The sequence below is a fragment of the Nonomuraea sp. WAC 01424 genome (genome assembly GCF_003947315.1).
Taxonomy (GTDB): Bacteria; Actinomycetota; Actinomycetes; order Streptosporangiales; family Streptosporangiaceae; genus Nonomuraea; species Nonomuraea spiralis.
Map to the genome: position 1 here is coordinate 800,368 of NZ_QHHZ01000002.1, position 18,805 is coordinate 819,172.

At 68.9% G+C, this 18,805-nt stretch carries 22 protein-coding genes; 9 read left to right on the forward strand and 13 right to left on the reverse strand.

Annotated elements, in window-relative coordinates; genetic code table 11:
• Together DMB42_RS09005 and DMB42_RS09010 are read right to left on the reverse strand one after the other, a co-directional pair.
• Entirely contained in the window at positions 1 to 1,128 is a 1,128-nt protein-coding gene (locus DMB42_RS09005; RefSeq protein ID WP_125632448.1) for a hypothetical protein, read from the reverse strand.
• A gap of 254 nt (positions 1,129 to 1,382) precedes the next feature.
• Positions 1,383 to 2,063, reverse strand: a complete 681-nt coding sequence (locus DMB42_RS09010) for a hypothetical protein (RefSeq protein WP_125632450.1) — start codon at positions 2,061 to 2,063, stop codon at positions 1,383 to 1,385.
• A gap of 472 nt (positions 2,064 to 2,535) precedes the next feature.
• On the opposite strand from DMB42_RS09010, the gene DMB42_RS09015 reads away from it, so the two are divergent.
• The 3 genes from DMB42_RS09015 to DMB42_RS09025 all read left to right on the forward strand — a co-directional run bounded on the left by DMB42_RS09015 (position 2,536) and on the right by DMB42_RS09025 (position 4,080).
• Positions 2,536 to 2,772 (forward strand): hypothetical protein, encoded by a 237-nt coding sequence (locus tag DMB42_RS09015; RefSeq protein WP_125632451.1) that lies wholly within the window; start codon positions 2,536 to 2,538, stop codon positions 2,770 to 2,772.
• 250 nt (positions 2,773 to 3,022) lie between these two features.
• A complete protein-coding gene (locus DMB42_RS54145) occupies positions 3,023 to 3,541 on the forward strand; it encodes a hypothetical protein (protein WP_221762054.1) in 519 nt (172 codons plus the stop codon).
• Between the two features lie 5 nt (positions 3,542 to 3,546).
• Positions 3,547 to 4,080 (forward strand): N-acetyltransferase, encoded by a 534-nt coding sequence (locus tag DMB42_RS09025; protein WP_260477574.1) that lies wholly within the window; start codon positions 3,547 to 3,549, stop codon positions 4,078 to 4,080.
• 79 nt (positions 4,081 to 4,159) lie between these two features.
• Here the strand turns inward: DMB42_RS09025 and DMB42_RS09030 are convergent, their stop codons facing one another.
• On the reverse strand, positions 4,160 to 4,810 hold the full coding sequence (locus tag DMB42_RS09030) for a DNA alkylation repair protein (protein ID WP_396981563.1): 651 nt from the start codon (positions 4,808 to 4,810) through the stop codon (positions 4,160 to 4,162).
• A 149-nt stretch (positions 4,811 to 4,959) separates the two neighbouring features.
• On the reverse strand, positions 4,960 to 5,856 hold the full coding sequence (locus DMB42_RS09035) for a hypothetical protein (RefSeq protein ID WP_125632453.1): 897 nt from the start codon (positions 5,854 to 5,856) through the stop codon (positions 4,960 to 4,962).
• 366 nt (positions 5,857 to 6,222) lie between these two features.
• On the opposite strand from DMB42_RS09035, the gene DMB42_RS09040 reads away from it, so the two are divergent.
• The 4 genes from DMB42_RS09040 (at position 6,223) to DMB42_RS09050 (ending at position 8,229) form a co-directional block, all read left to right on the forward strand.
• Positions 6,223 to 6,423, forward strand: coding sequence for a hypothetical protein (locus DMB42_RS09040; protein ID WP_125632455.1), 201 nt, complete (start codon positions 6,223 to 6,225; stop codon positions 6,421 to 6,423).
• Between the two features lie 177 nt (positions 6,424 to 6,600).
• Positions 6,601 to 6,768 (forward strand): replication initiator, encoded by a 168-nt coding sequence (locus DMB42_RS53055; RefSeq protein WP_185844534.1) that lies wholly within the window; start codon positions 6,601 to 6,603, stop codon positions 6,766 to 6,768.
• A 54-nt stretch (positions 6,769 to 6,822) separates the two neighbouring features.
• Entirely contained in the window at positions 6,823 to 6,999 is a 177-nt protein-coding gene (locus DMB42_RS09045) for an AlpA family transcriptional regulator (protein WP_125632457.1), read from the forward strand.
• 3 nt (positions 7,000 to 7,002) lie between these two features.
• The gene (locus tag DMB42_RS09050; RefSeq protein ID WP_125632459.1) at positions 7,003 to 8,229 is read left to right on the forward strand and encodes a site-specific integrase; all 1,227 of its coding nucleotides are present in this window, start codon (positions 7,003 to 7,005) and stop codon (positions 8,227 to 8,229) included.
• 29 nt (positions 8,230 to 8,258) lie between these two features.
• On the opposite strand, the gene DMB42_RS09055 is transcribed toward DMB42_RS09050, so the two are convergent.
• Complete coding sequence (locus DMB42_RS09055) at positions 8,259 to 8,882, reverse strand: DUF4240 domain-containing protein (RefSeq protein ID WP_125632461.1); 624 nt, start codon at positions 8,880 to 8,882, stop codon at positions 8,259 to 8,261.
• A 129-nt stretch (positions 8,883 to 9,011) separates the two neighbouring features.
• The gene (locus DMB42_RS09060) at positions 9,012 to 10,175 is read right to left on the reverse strand and encodes an acyl-CoA dehydrogenase family protein (RefSeq protein WP_125632463.1); all 1,164 of its coding nucleotides are present in this window, start codon (positions 10,173 to 10,175) and stop codon (positions 9,012 to 9,014) included.
• A gap of 124 nt (positions 10,176 to 10,299) precedes the next feature.
• Between DMB42_RS09060 and DMB42_RS09065 the strand changes: the two genes are divergently transcribed.
• Positions 10,300 to 11,613 carry a UDP-glucose/GDP-mannose dehydrogenase family protein gene (locus DMB42_RS09065; protein WP_125632465.1) on the forward strand — a complete coding sequence of 438 codons (1,314 nt, stop codon included), beginning with the start codon at positions 10,300 to 10,302 and terminating at the stop codon, positions 11,611 to 11,613.
• Positions 11,614 to 12,018: 405 nt separating this feature from the next.
• On the opposite strand, the gene purE is transcribed toward DMB42_RS09065, so the two are convergent.
• From purE to DMB42_RS09080, 3 genes are all read right to left on the reverse strand, one after another.
• The gene (purE, locus tag DMB42_RS09070; protein WP_260477575.1) at positions 12,019 to 12,513 is read right to left on the reverse strand and encodes a 5-(carboxyamino)imidazole ribonucleotide mutase; all 495 of its coding nucleotides are present in this window, start codon (positions 12,511 to 12,513) and stop codon (positions 12,019 to 12,021) included.
• Positions 12,514 to 12,568: 55 nt separating this feature from the next.
• Positions 12,569 to 13,717: a 5-(carboxyamino)imidazole ribonucleotide synthase gene (locus tag DMB42_RS09075; RefSeq protein WP_125632467.1), complete on the reverse strand. Its 1,149-nt coding sequence runs from the start codon at positions 13,715 to 13,717 to the stop codon at positions 12,569 to 12,571.
• A gap of 78 nt (positions 13,718 to 13,795) precedes the next feature.
• On the reverse strand, positions 13,796 to 14,566 hold the full coding sequence (locus tag DMB42_RS09080) for a hypothetical protein (RefSeq protein ID WP_125632469.1): 771 nt from the start codon (positions 14,564 to 14,566) through the stop codon (positions 13,796 to 13,798).
• Positions 14,567 to 14,885: 319 nt separating this feature from the next.
• Between DMB42_RS09080 and DMB42_RS09085 the strand changes: the two genes are divergently transcribed.
• Entirely contained in the window at positions 14,886 to 15,362 is a 477-nt protein-coding gene (locus tag DMB42_RS09085; RefSeq protein WP_125632471.1) for a GtrA family protein, read from the forward strand.
• On the opposite strand, the gene DMB42_RS09090 is transcribed toward DMB42_RS09085, so the two are convergent.
• The 4 genes from DMB42_RS09090 to DMB42_RS09105 form a co-directional block, all read right to left on the reverse strand.
• Positions 15,346 to 16,623: an ATP-binding protein gene (locus tag DMB42_RS09090; protein ID WP_125632473.1), complete on the reverse strand. Its 1,278-nt coding sequence runs from the start codon at positions 16,621 to 16,623 to the stop codon at positions 15,346 to 15,348. The genes DMB42_RS09085 and DMB42_RS09090 overlap by 17 nt on opposite strands.
• Positions 16,624 to 16,627: 4 nt before the next feature.
• A complete protein-coding gene (locus DMB42_RS09095) occupies positions 16,628 to 17,296 on the reverse strand; it encodes a response regulator transcription factor (protein ID WP_043620820.1) in 669 nt (222 codons plus the stop codon).
• Positions 17,297 to 17,590: 294 nt separating this feature from the next.
• On the reverse strand, positions 17,591 to 18,130 hold the full coding sequence (locus DMB42_RS09100; RefSeq protein ID WP_125632475.1) for a hypothetical protein: 540 nt from the start codon (positions 18,128 to 18,130) through the stop codon (positions 17,591 to 17,593).
• Positions 18,131 to 18,179: 49 nt separating this feature from the next.
• The gene (locus DMB42_RS09105) at positions 18,180 to 18,761 is read right to left on the reverse strand and encodes a TetR/AcrR family transcriptional regulator (protein WP_125632477.1); all 582 of its coding nucleotides are present in this window, start codon (positions 18,759 to 18,761) and stop codon (positions 18,180 to 18,182) included.
• Between the last annotated feature and the right edge of the window lie 44 nt (positions 18,762 to 18,805).

The window sequence follows — 18,805 nt, forward strand, 5'->3', positions numbered from 1 at the left end:
TCAGCTCACCTGCTCGAAGGGGGTCGGGGTCTGGCCGGTCCAGCGGTAGAGCTGGGCGCGGCCGGTGTTCTTGGTGACGCCGTTCTCCGTGACCTTGCCCGCCTTGGCGGCGTAGTAGCGGCCGTCGCCGAGGGAGATCAGGCCGTACTCGCCGGTGAACTGCCAGCCACGCACGCCGGTGGCGGCATCCTGGAGGCCGCCGGGGGCGAGGGTGAGCAGTTCGCCCTGCTCGGGGGTGGGCTGGCCGGCCAGGTCGCCGGTCACCGGCCGGTCGGCGGCACGGACCATGAAGAAGGAGTAGTTGGGGAAGCCCGGCTTGACGCCCTTGTAGACGGCCATCATCCAGTTGCGGGTGTACTCGTCGTACTCCAGGTTCTGCACGCCGTACGTGGTGTTGCCGGTGTAGGCGAAGAACTTGCCGTCCACCCGCTCGGGGCCGCTCTTGTGCGGGGCGGTCTCGGTGAGCGGGCGCTCGTACTTGCGCCACTGCTGGACGTCGTACTGCAGGAGGACCTGGTGGTCGTTGTCCTTCCGGGCGGTGTTGGAGTAGACGCCGTACGCGACGGTGAGCTTCTGCTTGCCGTGCTCCTTGCCGAACTCGGGGCCGAACGCCACACCGTCGATGCCGCTGCAGCCGTAGCGGTGGTCGGGGGTGTTGCCCACGTTGCCGTCGAACTTCCCGTCGCCGTTCATGTCGGCGGTGTAGTCGGCGACGACCTCCTTGAGGTAGACCGTGCTCACGACGTCGCTGGTCTGGGCGTCCATGCCCATGCTGGTGATGCGGTCCACGTCGAAGATGGCGATGTAGAAGGACTCCTGCTCCTTGTACTCAAGGGAGCCGTACACGCGGCCGTCCTTGGTGTTGAAGTCGAGGTCGCCCAGGTGGCCCGTGAAGCCGGTCACCGAGCCGACCGGGTTGCCCTGAAGGTCGGTCTTGACCAGGACGTTGGTGAAGGAGAAATACATGTAACCCTGGCGGCGGTCGATGGCGATGCCCTGGACGTGCCCCTCCGACCAGGCGCCTCCGTCGACGTCGGCCGGGAGCTCCACGGGTCTGGCGGCGGCGGGGGCGGTGAACAGGGCGAGGGTGGCGGTGGCGGCCACTGCGAGGGCCATCGTCTTGCGCATGGTGCACTACCTGTCTTCGTCTAGCGATCAGCTCGAAAACCGACGTTATCTGGACGAATTGGCGCCGTCTGACAAACAGGTGAACTGGCAGTGAAGATCAGCCGAACCGGGTCGAGTCGCTCGATTCCCCGTGGAGGTCGCGCACGGTCGCGGCCACGACCCGCCGGGGCGTAGGAATGCCGGGCCACGGCCGCCGCCCATGAGCAGGCACCGGCTCGACCATATCGTTCGGCGCTCGCGTTCAGCGCTCGCGTTCAGCCGACCTCAGCCTCCTGTCGGGCCTCGGCCTCCCGTCGTGCCTCCACCTTCCGTACCGATGCCTCCGCCTGGCGCACCGCCTTCCAGAAGTACGTCGAGCTGGGCTTGCCGGCCCGCGCGTACTCCTCGGCCAGCGCCCTGGCCAGCACCACCAGCCGGCGCCCACGCAACTGGAACCCGGCCGCCTCCGGCACCGCACCGAGCGCCCGGTTGTTCCAGTACGTGGCCAGCCGCCCCCAGTGCCCGGCCTCCTTCTCCCCCGCACCGCACGCCTCACAGGCGAGCAGCACGGCCAGCTCGTGGGCGGCCCTGGCGTCCCCGTTCTCCGCCAGCCGCAGCCGGAACTTGCCCAGCCGCCCCCAGTGCAGGGGCACCCGCTGGTCCATGGCCGACGGCCGCCACGAGGACTGCTCACCCGGTACGGGCTCCAGGACGTCCCCGCCGGTCCGGGCCGCGGCCGACGACCTGTTCCGGCGCCTCGCCGCCTCCCCCTCCTCGGCCTTGGCCGCCTGCCACAGGATGGTGAACTCGGCGGTCAGCTCCTCCACGGATTCGATGGGCATGCCGGACTTCACGGCGATCACCTGGCACACCTCGACGATGGTCCGCATCAGCAGAAAGTCCGGCACCTTCTGCGACCTGCCGTTCAGCAGGTCGGCCACGGTCGACTTCGGCAACGGCCGGCACCATCTCTTCCGTTCCGGGTCATCCTCCGAAAGGGCGAGCGCGACTTTTTCGATCCGTTTGAGCGACGGGTTTCCGCATTCGATTTCACGCAGTCTGTTCAGACGTGTCACGAGCAGAGCAAGGTGATCTTCACCTTGATCGACAACCTTCATGAGCCGCCCCGGTTCGGACACCGTTGTCCGGTTTAAGAGTGGAAGTGGCGTACGAGAAGATAGACGCGCGCCACCATCTCATCGCGTTGAGATAAGTAGCCATAGTGCCATAAGTCGGGCTTGTAGCGGCGCCATGCACAACACACACATCTGCCCCTTCAGCCCCACACGGCCGAATCCATCCGAGACCGTCCGAATACGTCCGAGGAAAGCGCGATCATGGCCGGAAAGATCAGTTACGCGGACGCATGCCCGAACCCCGCTGGTACTCCTACGTCATGAACCAAGCCCGTACGTCAAGGGGACACGAATGAGCAAGGCAACCCTCATCTGGTCGGCGGTCAGCGCCGTCCTGCTCGCGCTGCTCGTCGGTGTCGTCGCCGGCCTGCTCGCCACCGGGAACGGCAGCACCGTCGCCGGCGCCATCATGGCGGGTGCGACGGCCTCCGGCGGCTTCGCGGCACTCTGGATCACCGGTACCTCCGCCCTGCACACCTGGCTGAACTCCCAGAAGCCCGACACCCCGCCGGAGGACACCAGCGGCTGACCCCGCTCCCGGCCAGGCACGCCCCCGCAACCGTACGGGACGGCGACACCCCAGGACCGGTCGGCGATCCCGCACCGGTCCGCACAGTCACACATTCCCCGCCACCGCTTACCGGGCACATATTCGGAAACGCATTACCCGCACCCCTCGGACATTCCTTACGCCTTTTACCGGCATCCTCCGAGAATTGCCCTCCGCCTTTTATGACGTCGGCAACCCGGAACAACGGTTATGATTGACGACCGTCCGCATGACTTTTCTCGCCGCCCTCCTCCGGAGGCGGAATTCGGAGGCGCCCATGGCGATACCCAGGAAAGGCTCCAGGCCCATCACCGTCGACGGCACCGCCTTCCGCTGGCGCGTCGGTCACCGGCCCAGCCGCCGCGGCGGCGACGGACCGAGCCCGCTCACCTTCGTCGTCGAGCGGGCCGAGGATCCGGGGTGCGTTCTCGTCGTGTCTCTCCCCTGCGCCCGGCCGGACAACCAGTGGGGCAGCCGGACCATCGCGGTCCGTCCCCTCCTCGTGGCCGCGTGCGTCCGCCGGGCGCTCGAAAGCGGCTGGAGGCCTTCCCGCCCCGGCCCCCTCTTCACCCTCGACCTCACCGAGGACGAACTGACCGGCCTCCTGGGCGGCCCGCCCGCTTACCTGATCCCCTTTCTCTGGGGCATGATCCCGGAAGGCGGCACGATCAGGGACCTCCCACGCGCCAGGCAGATCTGGAGCCGGGAAAACGACGAAAAGGCGTCCCGCGAGCGTCGGGAAACGTAATTCCATTGCCCTCAGCCGAAGCGGCGGGCAAGGTCGAGGGCATGGTCGAACTGCGCATCCTGGAGCCGGACGACTGGCCGCTCTGGCGCGAGCTACGACTCGCGGCGCTCGCCGAATCGGGCCCCGCCTTCGGCTCGACACTGGCCGACTGGCAGGGCGACGGCGACCGCGAGGAACGCTGGCGGGCGCGCCTGACGATGCGCGGCTCGCACAACGTCATCGCCTTCCTCGACGGGCACCCGTCCGGCATGGTCAGCGGCGTACCGGTCGAGGGGGCGAACAGCGTCGAACTGGCGTCCATGTGGGTCAGCCCCGCGGCCCGCGGCCGTGGCGTCGGCGACCACCTGATCAGGGAGGTCGAACGGTGGGCCGCGCAGCGGCACGCCGAGACCGTCCGGCTGTCCGTCAGGCCCGACAACACCATGGCCATCGCGCTCTACACCCGCCACGGCTTCCAGGACGCCGAGAAGCTCGCCGCCCTCGACCCCCGCGGATGCCGCGTGATGACCAAACCCCTCCCCCGTCACCCCGCTCGATGAGAGACATCTTGATGAGAAGCCCGCGCACCTCGTTGAGGAACCCGCGCACCGGGCTTCCGCGCGGTCGCGGCGCGAGCCCTCACCCCTGGCGGCGGACCATCTCGTTGATCCAGACAGGCGCGTACGGAGACGTGCAGCCCGGGGACGTCGGATAGTCCTTGAGCACCTCCAGGCGCTCACCGATGTCGATCGCCCGGGCCCGCTGCCCCGAGTGGTCGATCCCGATCTGGGCCAGGCAGTGGTTCATCGCCCACTGCAGGCGGTCGGGGGCGTCCTTCATCCGCGACTCGATGACGTCGAGCAGTCCGGCGAGGTCGAGCCCCTCGGGCCTCTTCGTCACGCGTTCGGTGGTCAGCGCCCAACCGGCGCTCGCGACCACCGGGTCCGGATCGGCGAACCAGGCCAGGCGCAGCTCTTCGGCGTACGGGCTCTTCTTCACCACGTAGTTCACGAGCCAGTCGTGCACCTTGGGCGTACGCGCCTCGCGCACCATCGCGTCCAGTTCGTCACGTCCGAACGCCTTCGGCCGGCAGATCAGGAGGGCCAGCAGCCGCGCCGCCGTGTCACCCGTCGCCCAGAGCCGGCCCGCGAGCTCCTGCTGCGTCTTCAGCCGTTTCGCCAGCGCACGCAGCTTGCCGAGGTTCACACCGTGATCGTCACCGTGTCTCTCGTTCACCTCACGCGCCCGGGGGTCCTCCAGCTCGGCCAGCTCAGCCAGAACCTCAGCCACACTCACCCCGGCCCCGCCCGTCCCGCTCACGCTCGTCCCGCCCACGCTCGTCCCGGCCACCTCAGTCTCCCGTCCCTCACGAACGGCTTCAGCCTACGGCGGCGCGACCCACCAGCGGACCTCACTGTCCTGAAGCCCACGCTTCCCCGCTACAACCACGCCTCGTCACGCGGATCGACCAGGGCGACATCGTCAGCGGCGACCCGCATCTGGTTCAGGCCCCCCACCGAGCTCTCGGCCTGCATGGCGGCGATGAAGAAGTCCTTCGACCCGGCCCTGCCCGCCTTCTTGTACGTGATGGCCAACGCGTAGGCCGCCTTGACCAGCTGAAGCCCCTGAAGCCGCAGCACGGCGGCGTCGGGAACCTTGCCCATGGCCCGCCCCTTCCAGACGGATGCCATGTCCCGCCAGTACGTCACCTCCTCGGGATCACCGCCCCCGCTCTCCAGGGCGACGGCCTCGCAGGCCAGCAACACGGCCATCTCGTACGCGGCTTGCGCGTCACCCTCTTCGGCGAGCTTGAGCCGCCGGCTCCCGAGCCGCCCCCAGTTGCCGGGCATGCGCCCCTCCGAGGGCGTGGTCCCGGGCGAAGCCCCTTCTCCAGGTGCAGGATCCAGCACATCACCGCCGACCCGACCACCCGCCACATCCCCATCGCGACCGTGCAGCGCGACGTACGCGTCCAGCCCCTGCTCCTCATCCGCCTTGGCGGCCCGCCAAAGCTGCCCGAACTCCCTCAGAAGGGCTTCCTGGGGCGCGATGTCGAGGTTCGACTTGGTGGCGATGCGGTGGCACACGACCACCAGCGTGCGTACGAGCAACCAGTCGGGTGTCCGCTTGGACTTCCCGCTGATCAGGTCACAGGCGGTGGCCCGCGGAAGATGTCTGAGCCAGTTGCTGTCCTCTTCGTCGGCTTCGGCTATGACACGTTCCGCCTCCCTGGAGAGGATTTGATACGACGGCTGGCCCGCTTCGACGTAGTAAAGCGTTCGCATCCGCGTCGCGAGCAACGCTAGACGGCTACCGGCGGCGCTGACTCCATTCATGATCCAACCTGTTCAGGATCGCATGCCCGTTCCGGGCGGGAGAGGGGGTTGAGGCGCAGGGCGGAGGAAGGCGCACTCCAGCCTTGAGCCCGAGAAGTACCCCATGGTCCCACAGGCCAGCCTCGTGGTGGTTCGCAACAGCATGCACGACATACACCGACTTGGTCTCATCGTTCAGGGGCTTCCGGATGCATCCGGCAACATCCGGGATCAAGCCTCACCGATCCGCAGAGAACTGGATCAGATCCGGGATTGATCAAGGTTGGGCGCCCACGTCTCACGCTCTGCTACTCGTACTCCCATGCACATCCACACAGCGCCCAAAAGCGGTACAGCCTGGGCCGTCCCCCAAGAGGAGAGCGAGGCGTGAGCAAGGCGAACCTCATCTGGTGGGCCGTCGTAGGCACCCTGTTCTCGCTCCTGATCGCCGTCGCCTGCTCCTTGCTCGCCGTAGGCAACGGGGACACGGTCACCGAAGCCGTCATCTTCGGCGTGAAGGCCGCGGGGGCATGCGCAGGGCTGTGGATAGCGGCCACCGCCGCCATACACGGGCTGCTCAAACGCTGAGCCACCTCCGGCGTACGCGGCGACCAGGAAACCGCTCCCCCTGCCCCGCGACACCGACCGGCACCACGATGCCCCCTCGCCTGCACCCTCAAAGCAGGCGAGGGCTCGGCCGATCACTTGAGGAGCTGGCGGGCCATCACCACGCGCTGGGTCTGATTGCTTCCCTCGTGGATTCAGGTGATCCCTGACTTCTCCACCCGCTCCCGCCACTACTCCACCACCCTCGGCGACATCCGCGCCGACCGCGAACACCACGCCCGCGACACCGACATCACCACCGGCCGCCTCCCCCTCTTCGACGAGGACACCGTCCTCGTGATCAGCGAATGGGAGTGGCGCGGGTAAGGGCCACTCCCTCGGCGATCAACTCTTGGCCGCCGCCATCACCGGAGGGTGCCTATGAGCACTCTCGCCAGGCTCTGGACCGTGGAGGACGTAGCCACCTTCCTCGGTGTTCCGGTGGCCACGCTCTACCAATGGCGATACCACCGCACGGGCCCCAGAGGCCACAGGATCGGCCGTCACCTGCGCTACGTGCCCGAGGACGTCATGTCCTGGGTCCAGGACCAGGAGTAGCCCATGGCCTTCGTCAAGGACCTGTGGACCAAGACAATCCGAGACCAGGACGGCAAGCCGCGGAAGGTCAAGACCACTCGGTACGGCAAAGGCAAGCGCTGGCTCGCCGTCTGGCTAGACCCCGACGGCAAAGAGTGCTCGACCGCCTACGACCGCAAGGCCGACGCCGAGCGCAAGATCGCCACCATGGGCGCCGACATCGCCCGCGGCGACTACATCGATCCGAACGCCGGCAAGGTGCTCTTCGGCGATCTCGCCGAACGCTGGCTCGCCTCCCGCATCGTGGACCCCTCGACCAAGATCCGATACGAGTACATCCACCGCCTCCACGTCGCACCGACCTACGCCAAACGCCAGGTGAAGAGCATCAAGCCATCCCAGATCCAGGCGTGGATCAGTGACCTGAGCAGTCGCTTCGAGACCTCGACCGTACAGACGGCCTTCCTGGTCCTCCAGGGCATCCTCGACCTGGCCGTCGCCGACGAGGCGATCAAGCGAAGTCCCGCGAAGTCGCCGATCGTCCAGGTACCGAAGCGCACCACCGAAGCGATCACGGCATGGTCGGACGAACGGGTCTACGCCCTGATCGACGCTCACCCCGCCCTCTTCCGCCTGCTCCCAATGCTGGGGGCCGCGTGCGGACTGCGGCAGGGTGAGCTGTTCGGCCTGGCCCTTGAAGACATCGACTTCGAGGAGTGTCTTGTTCGCGTACGTCGGCAGATCAAGAAGCTGGGATCGCACCACGTCTTCGCTCTGCCGAAGAACGACCGTGAGCGGGTCGTACCGATGCCCGGCCGGGCTGCGGAGGCCATCAAGCGGCACGTCTCCGCCTATCCCCCGCTGGCCTGCTCTCTGCCCTGGGAAAAGCCGGATGGCAGACTCCGCACGCACAACCTGCTGTTTCGCTGGACGGACGACCGCTTCATCAGGGCCAGAAGCTACAGCGAAACCGTCTGGAAGCCCGCTCTGGTGACCGCGGGCGTGATCCCGGCACCGGACAAGGACCCGCGCAAACGAAGCCGCTACGTCACCTCCCGCAAGGAAGGGCTGCACCAACTCCGGCACTACTACGCGAGCGTCATGCTGGCCGGCGGCGTTTCGGTCAAGGAACTCGCCGAGTACCTGGGCCACGCCGACCCAGGCTTCACCCTCCGCGTCTACGCCCACATGATGCCCGGCTCTCACGACCGCGCCCGGAGAGCGATTGACGAGCGTTTCTTCCGCCCGTAAGCGGCCGCCACATCAGCGGAGAGGGATCGTCACTGATCCCGGTAGCGGGCTATCCGCGGAAGCCTGCGAGCCATTTCCTGCTCATCGTCGAAGTCCCACTGCTCTCCGTGGGGAACATTGCCGAGCGCCGGAACCAGGGGGAATCCGCCCGAAACGCCGCGAGCATCCGCGGCTTCGCCGAGCCCGTCCGGATCCTGCCCGGTCACCTGCTCGTAGGCGTGGTAGGCCACGTAGCCCAGTGGATCGAACTCAGGTTGCTCCTCCCTCATCTGCTCCGGATCCTGTAGCCGGTGCTTGGCAGAGTCGGCAGACGGCTTCTCCAGCTCCAGCAGGTGGAGGACCTGAGGCAACTCGATCAGCCGATCAGGGCAGTCAGTGACAGCCTCGAACGTCTCACGTCCCAGGCTGACAAGCCAGTTCACGAAGTACTCGAAGCCGTCCAGCGAACCCATGCGGAACACGAACCAGTACGCCGCATACAGATCGATAGTGCAGCCGCGATTCTGAGTGGTCGTCCACCAGATGTGGTAGTCAATGATCTCTTCGACAGGGCGGCGAGAGAGTTCGTCCACCAACCACGAGACACGTGCTCTCCTTGTGTCGGTCTCGCGTCCAGAACGCTCGATCAGGTCCCAGAAGTCATCGACGTCCATGCCGCGTGATCCTGGCAGCCCTGGACCGCCCTGTAAAGATCACGGAACAGACCGAAATCGAAGATCATCCAGCGCTCCGACGGACCCGGCCCACCTCACAGGTAGCGCCGGGTTTCCGCACGTCAATACCTACTTCAACAGCTGGCGGGCCATCACCATGCGCTGGATCTGGTTGGTGCCCTCGTAGATCTGGGTGATCTTGGCGTCGCGCATCATGCGTTCCACCGGGAAGTCCTTCGTGTAGCCGTAGCCGCCCAGGAGTTGCACCGCGTCCGTGGTGATCTCCATCGCCGCGTCGGAGGCGGCGCACTTGGCGGCGCTCGACAGGAACGTCAGGTCCTTCTGCGGACGGCCGTGCATCGCCAGTTCGGACTTGGCGGCGGCGTGGTACGTCAGCTGCCTGGCCGCCTCCAGCTTCATGGCCATGTCGGCGATCATGAACTGCAGGCCCTGGAAGTCGGCGATCGCGCGGCCGAACTGCTTGCGTTCCTTGACGTAGCCGATCGCGTAGTCGAGGGCGCCTTGGGCGATGCCCAGCGCCTGGGCGGCGATGGTGATGCGGGTGTGGTCGAGGGTGGCGAGGGCCGTCTTGAAGCCGGTGCCGGGCTCGCCGATCATGCGGGACGCGGGGATGCGTACGTTCTCCAGGATGACCTGGCGGGTCGGCGAGGCCTTGATGCCGAGCTTCTTCTCCTTCGGGCCGAAGGACACCCCTTCGTCGGACTTCTCCACGACGAAGGCGGAGATGCCCCGGGCGCCCGCGGACGGGTCCGTCACGGCCATCAGGGTGTAGTACTCGGACACGCCGGCGTTCGTGATCCACATCTTGGTGCCGTTGAGCACGTAGTGGTCGCCGTCGAGGACCGCGCGGGTCTTCATCGCGGCGGCGTCGGAGCCCGCCTCCGGCTCCGACAGCGCGTACGAGAACATGGCCTCGCCCCTCGCCACCGGCGCGAGGTAACGCTGCTTGAGCTCCTCGGAGGCCGAGAGCAGGAGGGGGACGGTGCCCAGCTTGTTGACCGCGGGGATGAGCGAGGACGACGCCCAGGCCCGCGCGACCTCCTCGATGACGATCACCGTGGCCAGCGCGTCCGCGCCGGCGCCCTCGTACTCCTCGGGGACGTGTACGGCGTGCAGGTCGGCCGCGACGAGGGACTTGTAGACGTCCCAGGGGAACTCTTCGGACTCGTCGGCCGCCGCGGCCTGCGGGGCGATCTTCTCGTCGGCCAGGGCGCGAACCGTCTCCCTGAGCATGTCGTGCTCTTCGGCGGGCGCATAGAGAGGGAAGCTCATGCATCAGATACTAGGACGTCCGAGCACTTTGTTACCAGCTAGTACGGTTTGCGAACAGGAGCGGGTGGCACGAAGGAGGTAGCGAGGGCCGGTAGCATGCCTGGCGATCGAAAGGAGCTCGCTCGTGCCATATCGCCTCACGGTGATCGGGACCGGATACCTGGGCATCACGCATGCGTCCTGCATGGCGGATCTCGGATTCGAAGTCCTGGGCCTCGACATTGACGCGGACAAGATCCGCCGGCTGAACAACGGTGAGCTCCCCATCCACGAGCCCGGGCTGGAACCCGTGCTCCGCCGTGGGCTCGACTCCGGACGCCTTCGCTTCACCAGCTCGTACGAAGAGGTCGCCGCCTTCGGCGACGTGCACTTCGTCTGCGTCGGCACGCCCCAGAAGAAGGGCGAGTACGCCGCCGACGTGACGTACATGGACAACGCCGTCGAGTCGCTCGCACCGCTTCTCGACCGCGAGTGCCTGGTCGTGGGCAAGTCGACCGTACCTGTCGGCACCGCCGAGCGGCTGGCCGACAAGCTCGCCCGCCTGGCTCCGGCGGGTGTCGGCGTCGAGCTGGCGTGGAACCCGGAGTTCCTGCGCGAGGGCTTCGCGGTCGAGGACACCCTCCACCCCGACCGCATCGTGCTCGGCGTGCGCTCCGATCGGGCCGAGAAGGTGCTGCGCGAGGTGTACGAGCCGCTCGGCGACGTCCCGTTCGTGGTGACCGACTTCGCGACTTCGGAGCTGGTCAAGACGGCGGCGAACGCCTTCCTCGCCACCAAGATCTCCTTCATCAACGCCATGGCCGAGGTCTGCGAGGCCTCGCACGCCGACGTCAAGCAGCTCTCCGAGGCGCTTTCGTACGACGACCGCATCGGCGGGCGCTTCCTCAACGCCGGGCTCGGCTTCGGCGGCGGCTGCCTGCCCAAGGACATCAGGGCCTTCATGGCGCGGGCCGGCGAGCTGGGGGCCGACCAGGCGCTGACGTTCCTGCGCGAGGTCGACGCGATCAACATGCGCCGCCGTGCCCGTATGGTCGACCTGGCCAGGGAGCTGGCGGGCGGGTCCTTCCACGGGTGCACGGTCGGCGTGCTGGGCGCGGCCTTCAAGCCGAACTCGGACGACATCCGCGACTCACCCGCTCTGGACGTCGCCGTGACGATCGGCCACCAGGGCGGACAGGTCACCGTCTACGACCCGATCGCGCTCGACAACGCTCGTAAGGCTCACCCGGAGCTGAACTACGGCGAGTCGGCCGTCGAGGCGGTCCGCGGGGCGCATGTGGTGTTGCTGCTGACCGAGTGGCAGGAGTTCCTGGAACTCGATCCGGAGGAACTGGGCGCGGTGGTCGCGACCCGGCGCATCGTCGACGGCCGCAACGCGCTCAACTCCGAGGTGTGGCGTTCGGCCGGCTGGCACTACCGCGCCCTCGGCCGCCCATAAGCCCATCGCCGACCCGCCCCCTGGGCACCCGCAAGCCAGAACGCCCAAGAGCCCAGCGACATCCCGTCGCTGGGACACCGGGACACCCACGTTCCCACCGGCGACCCGTCATCGGGCGCCCGGCCGGCCGTAGGCACCGCCACGGCTCGTCACCGGGCGCTCCGCCAGTGGTCCTCAGCAGCGCCCAAGCCCGGCGCGGGGCGTCCCGCCATGGATCCTCGCGGGCGCTCAGCCGCCCGTGAGGCATGCCACGGCTCGCCGCCGGGCGCCCGGAGACCTCCTGGGTGCCCGGCCCTGCTTGAAGCGCTCAGGGGCCTGCTCAGGGCTCCGAGGACGTGCCCGCCCCCAAAGCCCTGACGACCTTCCCGCAGCTCAGAGCTCCTGCGGCGGCCCCCGCGGCTCACCTCAGAGCTCTGCGGCCTCTGCGCGTAGCTTCTCGCCCTTGGCGTGGGCCTGCTCCTTGAGCCGCACCTGGAACTCCTCCATACGCTCCCGCAGCCCGGCGTCGGACACCCCCAGGATGCGTACGGCCAGGAGCCCCGCGTTGCGCGCCCCGCCGACGGCGACCGTGGCCACCGGCACCCCGGCGGGCATCTGGACGATCGACAACAGGGAGTCCATCCCGTCGAGGTACTTCAGCGGCACCGGCACCCCGATCACGGGCAGCGGCGTCACCGAGGCCAGCATGCCCGGCAGGTGGGCCGCCCCGCCGGCCCCGGCGATGATCACGGAAATGCCGCGGGAGGCCGCCTGCCGCCCGTACTCGATCATCTCGACCGGCATGCGGTGGGCCGAGACGACGTCCGCCTCGAAGGGCACCCCGAACTCCGCCACCGCCTCGGCCGCGGCCTTCATCACGGGCCAGTCGGAGTCGGACCCCATGACGATCCCGATCTTCACTTCGCCTCCTTCACCGGCTGAGCAATGGTCGAGATGGCGTGTCCGCCTCGCCGGCTCACGTGTACTCCCCGGTCATGAGGTAGACGGCGGCGTGACGGGCGCGGGCGCGGACCTTGTCCAGGTCCGTGCCCAAGGCCGTGACGTGCCCGATCTTGCGGCCCGGACGCACTTCCTTGCCGTAGAAGTGCAGCTTGATGCCGGGGTCGTGGGCCAGCACGTGCTCGTAACGCTTGAACAGGTCGGGGTCGTCGCCGCCCAGCAGGTTGGCCATGACGACGACGGGGGCGGTCATCGACGGCGAGCCGAGCGGCAGGTCGAGCACGGCCCGCAGGTGCTGCTCGAACTGGGACGTGGTCGCGCCCTCGATCGTCCAGTGGCCGCTGTTGTGGGGGCGCATGGCCAGCTCGTTCACGACGAGACCGTCGGCGGTCTGGAACAGCTCCACCGCCAGCAGCCCGGTCACGCCCAGCTCGTGGGCGATCTTCAGGCCGATGCGCTGGGCGACGGCGGCGTCCTCGGGGTCCATGCCGGGGGCGGGGGCGAGCACCTCGACGCAGATGCCGTCCTGCTGGACGGTCTCGACGACCGGGTAGCTGACGCCCTGCCCGTGGGGCGAGCGGGCCACCAGCACCGCGAGCTCCCGTTCGAACGGCACGAACGCCTCGGCCATCAGCTCGACGCCGGTCGCGAACGCCTCGGCCACCTCTTCGGGCGTACGGCAGACCCACACGCCGCGCCCGTCGTAGCCGCCGCGCACCGACTTCAGCACGACGGGCCAGCCGTGCTCGGCCGCGAACGCCGAGACGTCCTCGGCGGACGAGACCCGCGCCCAGGCGGGGCAGGGCGCGCCGATCGCGGTCAGGCGCTCGCGCATGACCGCCTTGTCCTGGGCGTGCACGAGCGCGTCGGCGCCCGGGTGCACCGAGTGGCCGTCGGCGATCAGCGCCCTGATGTGCTCGGTCGGGACATGCTCGTGGTCGAACGTGATCGCGTCGCAGCCCTGGGCGAGCGCGCGCAGGTCGGCGAGGTCGCGGTAATCACCGACCTGGGTGTCGACGATCACTCGTGCGGCGCTCTCGCCGGGGGCGGCGGCCAGCACCCTCAGCTCGACCCCGAGCGCGATGGCCGGCGGCTGCGTCATCCGGGCGAGCTGGCCGGCGCCGACCACGCCGACGACCGGCCCGATGGGACTGTAGGAACTCACGTGAGGTGAGCTTACCGGGACGGAACGACTGCCCCGCCGTTGTCAACTCACGCCCCGGGACAAGCACGCACCCCGCCGTCAGCTCGCGCGCGCCCGGCGCAGGCCTAGCGTCCTGAGCTTGTTGCCGGCGCCGACGAGGGTGGCCATCTCCACCAGGTCCGTACGCCCACCCTTGTACGTAAGGCGCAGGGCGTCGAAGACCAGGACGGACCCGGCCTCCACCGGGACGGCGAGGGTGCGGGTGCCGTACAGCTCCACGTCCGCGCGGCGTCCGGTCACGTCCTTGAGCAGCGCGCGCAGCGGATCGCCGGGCGGGAAGCGGACGCCCGCCACCCCGGCGGGGTCCGTGAGGTACGTGAGGTGCCGCTGTGGCACCAGCCGGGCCTGCCTGACCAGCGACGACGGCGCGTCACCCGCCTTCCGCACGGGCTCGCCAGGCACGGGGACCGGGCCCGCGCCGAGCCGCCAGCGGCCGTCCTCCAGGAAGAACAGGTAGTACGCGGGCGAGGGCTCGCGGGCCAGCGCGGCGAACCAGTCGCCTTCGTCCGGCAGCAGGTAGACGGGGTCGGCGGGGCGGGCCGGACGGCCGTTCCCGGTCGCCTCGCAGGCACGGCCGCCCAGCGTCCGTTCCGCCCATGTGGTCAGGTCCCGTACGGCGGCGCAGTCCCGCCGCTTCCAGGCCCCGTCGAGCTGCCGGAGCAGCGAGAACGCCTGCTCGGCCGTCGCCGGATCGACCCGTGGCGCGACCGCCGGAGCAGACGTGCGATCCTCCCTGGGCACCGGGACCCCGCCGGCCGTCCCGCAACCCGCCACGAGCAGGACCGGCACCGACGCGAGCAGTCTCGTCAACCAGCGAAGCGGCACAGGCGGCTCCCGGGAGGGCGGCCGTCCGAAGCGGCTGTGGTCCGACATCACGGGCCGGCGCCGTCCACAGCGGCGGGTCCGGGATCGCGGACGGTCGGCCGTCTGGAGCGGCGGGTCCGGAATCGCGGGCGGGCCCGCGATCTGAACGGCAGCGTAATGCCCCTCTTTCATAAATGCCGCTCATGAGGCGATATTTCTAGAAGTGGTCTTTGCGCGGCATGTTAGGCCCCCTGACACCGTCCGTACGACTTCGCCGGTACGCTGAGACGGTCAGGCTCGACGAGGGAAAGGACCGAACGGGGACGTGGAGTTTGCCAAGCGCCTCTACCAGCGGTTCGAGTCCCTGGTTCACGAGCTGGCCAAGTTCGGGAGCATCGGGGCCCTCGCCTTCTTCCTTGACACGGGTATCTACAACCTCTTCCTGCTCGGTTTCGAGTGGGGCCCACTCACCTCCAAGGTCGTCGCCACCACGCTCTCGGCGACCTTCGCCTACGCGGGCAACCGCTTCTGGACCTTCCGCCACCGCGAGCAGACCGGCCTCGGCCGCGAATACTTCCTGTTCTTCCTGCTCAACGGCATCGCCCTGCTGTTCGGCCTGCTGGTGATCGGCTTCACCAAGTACACCCTCCACCTGCACGACGGCCTGAGCCTCAACATCGCCAACTTCGCCGGCGTCGGGCTCGGCACCCTGTTCCGCTACTGGTCGTACAAGAAGTGGGTGTTCCTGGAGGCCACCGAGCCGATCCCGGTCGAGTTGCCCGAGGTCACGCAGGACCGCTGACCACGCGGTTCCTGCTGTCCTCCTCGGCCGGGCGCAGGAAGACGGCGAATGTGGCCGGCCGGCGCCGTACCAGCTCCAGGCGCCCGCCGGCGGCCTGGGCCAGCGCGCGGGCGAGGGTGAGCCCGAGGCCGGTGCCGCCGCCGCCGCTGACGTTCCGTTCGAAGATCTTGGGTGCGATCTCGTCGGCGATGCCCGGCCCCTCGTCGGCGACCTCGATCACGATGTAGTTGTCGCCGCTGGTGCTGGTGACGGTGACCGTGCCGCCGCCGTGGCGCAGGGAGTTCTCCAGCAGCGAGGCGATGACCTGGCCGAAGCCGCCGGTGGTGGCCATCGCCTTCAGACCGCGGGTGCCGTCGAGGTGCAGTGTGCGGCCCGCCTCGCGGAAGACCGGCTCCCACTCGGTGACCTGCTGGACCAGCACCTCGTCGATGGCGACGGGCTCGGCCTGCGCGTGACGCTGGCGACGGGCGGCGGCCAGCAGCTCGTCGATCACCGCGGTCAGGCGCTCGGCCTGGACGATGGCCGCCTCGCCCTCCTCGCGGACGACCTCGGGCTCGTCGGAGGCCGCGACGATCTCCTCCAGGCGCATGGTCAGGCCGGTCAGGGGTGTACGGAGTTGATGGGAGGCGTCGGTCGCGAACTCGCGTTCGCGGGTGAGCAGGTCGGAGATGCGCGTGGCGCTGCGGTCGAGCACCTGTGCCACCCGGTCCAGCTCGGGGATGCCGTAGCGGTGCTTGCTCGGCCGCGCGTCACCCGACCCCAGCCTTTCGGCGATCTTGGCCAGGTCCTGCAGGGGCAGCGTCAACCTGCGCGACTGCACGACGGCCAGGCTCACGGCCACCGCGAGCGCCGCGACGGCCAGGGCCACGATCAGCAGCAGCCGGGCCCGTACGTCCCGCTCAACCTGGTCTCTGTCGCGACTTATGCGGACATAGACGCCGGTGTTGGTCTGTGCGTCCTCGGTCATGAGGTGACCCGACGCCGGTGCTGTGCCGACGACGGTCACCCTGAGAGGGGTTCCGCGTTCCCAGATCTGTATGTACCTGCCCGGGTACTTCTGCTCCAGTTGCTGGGGGTCGAGCGGGGTCTCCTGGACGCGGGCGTACTCGACCTCGCCCACGAGACGCTTGGCTTCCGCCCCGAGCTCCTGAGCCGCCTCGTCGACGATCAGGCGGCTCACCACGACGCCCAGGGGGACCCCCAGCAACAGGACCGCGATGACCGCGACGACCAGAGTGGAGGAGAGCAGTCGGCGGCGCATGCGCCTACTCGCGTTCGAACCGGAAGCCGACTCCCCGGACGGTGGTGATGTAACGGGGCTTGGCGGCGTCGTCGCCGAGTTTGCGGCGCAACCAGGAGATGTGCATGTCGAGGGTCTTGGTCGAACCCCACCAGTTGGTGTCCCACACCTCCCGCATGATCTGTTCGCGGGTGACGACCTTGCCGGCGTCGCGGACCAGCACCCGCAGCAGGTCGAACTCCTTGGTAGTCAGATGCAGCTCCTTCTCCCCCATCCAGGCGCGGCGGGAGTCGGCGTCGATGCGGACCCCCTGCACGACCGGGGTCTCCGAGGTGCCGCGCCGCAACAGCGCGCGCACGCGGGCCAGCAGCTCGGCCAGCCGGAACGGCTTGGTCACGTAGTCGTCGGCGCCGGCGTCGAGCCCGACGACCGTGTCGACCTCGTCCACGCGGGCCGTGAGTATGAGCACCGGAGTGCCGTGCCCCTCGGCACGGATCCGGCGCGCGACCTCGAGACCGTCCATCTCTGGCAGCCCGAGATCGAGAACGATGAGGTCGATGCCGCCCGACAGGGCCCTCTCCAGGGCCTGCGGGCCGTCGGGGCTCACCTCTACCTGATAGCCCTCGCGGCGTAGCGCACGCGCGAGTGGCTCGGAGATCGAGGTGTCATCCTCGGCGAGAAGTACGCAGGTCATGAAGCGATCGTAGGTCCTTAGGCGATCGTTTCCCGGGCACAGCGCGCGGTTTGACTCGTCGTTGACCTATCCATTGACCTGGGCAAACGAAGCTAAATAAGGGTTAGTCGTGATTAAATTACCGCGATTATCGAGGGGAAATCACAAGGCGCTCCAGGCTTTCCGAAGACGTCGCGCATGCCCGGCACCGCGGACACGGACACGTTCCACGCCCGGCGCCCGGAGCGTGATACCCCGCTCCGCGCGCCGGGATGCCGCGAATTCGACATTCTCCCCAGAATTACGGCTGGCGGGTCAGAGCCAGCTCGCCCGGACGGAGGTGGCCGGGCCGGTGGCGGGGGCGGTGCCCAGCTCGCCGGCGTGTACGCGGCCGAGCAGGCGGCCGACCGTGTCGACGATCTCGGGGGCGGCCTCGCGCAGGCCCGCCGCGTCGCCGGGGCCCGCCTCCGCCGGATCGACCCCCGACTGCCGCAACACGCCGTCGAGATCGGCCAGCCGCTCCCCCAGCCACTTCAGCGGCTCGGCCGACAGCTCTTCGTCGAACACCCGCCGGTCGGGCTCCCAGCCGCTGGAGCCCGGGTGATGGTGCGTACGGTCGAAGCTCCCCGGCCGTCCCTCGACCGACTCCAGCAGGTCGACCCGCCAGATGAGCTGGTCGACGACGATGGGACGGGCCGAGTAGATGGAGCCCTTGAGTTCGCCCGGCGCGAGCCTGCGGATCTCCAGGCGCACGCCGTGCTCGGCGCCCTCCTGGTTCTCTCCGGGGTCGGGGTCGACGAAGTACAGGTCGCTGACGGCCACGCCGATGCGCTCGAAGCCGAAGAGATAGAGCATGGAGACCACTCCCTCACAGGTGTACGGGGCTCGCCTCCCCCAGTATCCGTCAGGCGCTCCCGCTGAGCCCGCGTACGACCAGCTCGACGAGCTGGCGCAGGCGTGTGCGCAGGACGGCCGGCTCCGCCTTCGCCCCCGCGATGCCCTCCGTCGCCGCGACCAGCAGGTCGGCGGCGTCGCGCGGCGGGAGCGCGACGCCGAGCAGGGCCAGCTCGCGGGCGCAGTCGTTGAGCGTCCGCTCGACGACGTCCCGGAAGCCCTCCTCGAACGCCGCCCGCACGTCCTCGGCCACCACCGCGGCATCGGCCAGCAGCTCCGACCGGAACCCGCCCTCGACCGTGCCGCCGAACAGGTCGATCTTGACCGCGAGCACGCCGTAGAGCCGGTCGGCCGGCGACGCGCCGGAGCGCCTGGCGCTCTCGGCGGCGGCCAGGGCGTCGTGGACCAGCCTGCGGCCGACCGCCCTGAAGACGTCCTCCTTGCCCTTGAAGACCAGGTAGAGGGCCGGCCTGGACATGCGGGCGGCCTGGGCGATGAGGTCCATCGAGGTGCGGCGGTAGCCGTAGCGGCCGAACACGCCGAGCGCGGCGGCGACGATCTGCTCGCGCTTCGCCTGAGCCGCCTCCGTCATGCGTGGCAGCCTATACAGCGGACGGCCCCGCCGCCCGGAGGGGC

Excerpts from the sequence above, each read along its gene's own strand:
- DMB42_RS09005 (WP_125632448.1), bottom strand. The coding sequence starts at position 1,128 with ATGCGCAAGACGATGGCCCTCGCAGTGGCCGCCACCGCCACCCTCGCC.
- DMB42_RS09015 (WP_125632451.1), top strand. The coding sequence starts at position 2,536 with ATGAGCAAGGCAACCCTCATCTGGTCGGCGGTCAGCGCCGTCCTGCTC.
- DMB42_RS54145 (WP_221762054.1), top strand. The coding sequence starts at position 3,023 with ATGACTTTTCTCGCCGCCCTCCTCCGGAGGCGGAATTCGGAGGCGCCC.
- DMB42_RS09035 (WP_125632453.1), bottom strand. The coding sequence starts at position 5,856 with ATGAATGGAGTCAGCGCCGCCGGTAGCCGTCTAGCGTTGCTCGCGACG.
- DMB42_RS09045 (WP_125632457.1), top strand. The coding sequence starts at position 6,823 with ATGAGCACTCTCGCCAGGCTCTGGACCGTGGAGGACGTAGCCACCTTC.
- DMB42_RS09050 (WP_125632459.1), top strand. The coding sequence starts at position 7,003 with ATGGCCTTCGTCAAGGACCTGTGGACCAAGACAATCCGAGACCAGGAC.
- DMB42_RS09055 (WP_125632461.1), bottom strand. The coding sequence starts at position 8,882 with ATGGACGTCGATGACTTCTGGGACCTGATCGAGCGTTCTGGACGCGAG.
- DMB42_RS09060 (WP_125632463.1), bottom strand. The coding sequence starts at position 10,175 with ATGAGCTTCCCTCTCTATGCGCCCGCCGAAGAGCACGACATGCTCAGG.
- DMB42_RS09090 (WP_125632473.1), bottom strand. The coding sequence starts at position 16,623 with ATGCGCCGCCGACTGCTCTCCTCCACTCTGGTCGTCGCGGTCATCGCG.
- DMB42_RS09095 (WP_043620820.1), bottom strand. The coding sequence starts at position 17,296 with ATGACCTGCGTACTTCTCGCCGAGGATGACACCTCGATCTCCGAGCCA.
- DMB42_RS09100 (WP_125632475.1), bottom strand. The coding sequence starts at position 18,130 with ATGCTCTATCTCTTCGGCTTCGAGCGCATCGGCGTGGCCGTCAGCGAC.
- DMB42_RS09105 (WP_125632477.1), bottom strand. The coding sequence starts at position 18,761 with ATGACGGAGGCGGCTCAGGCGAAGCGCGAGCAGATCGTCGCCGCCGCG.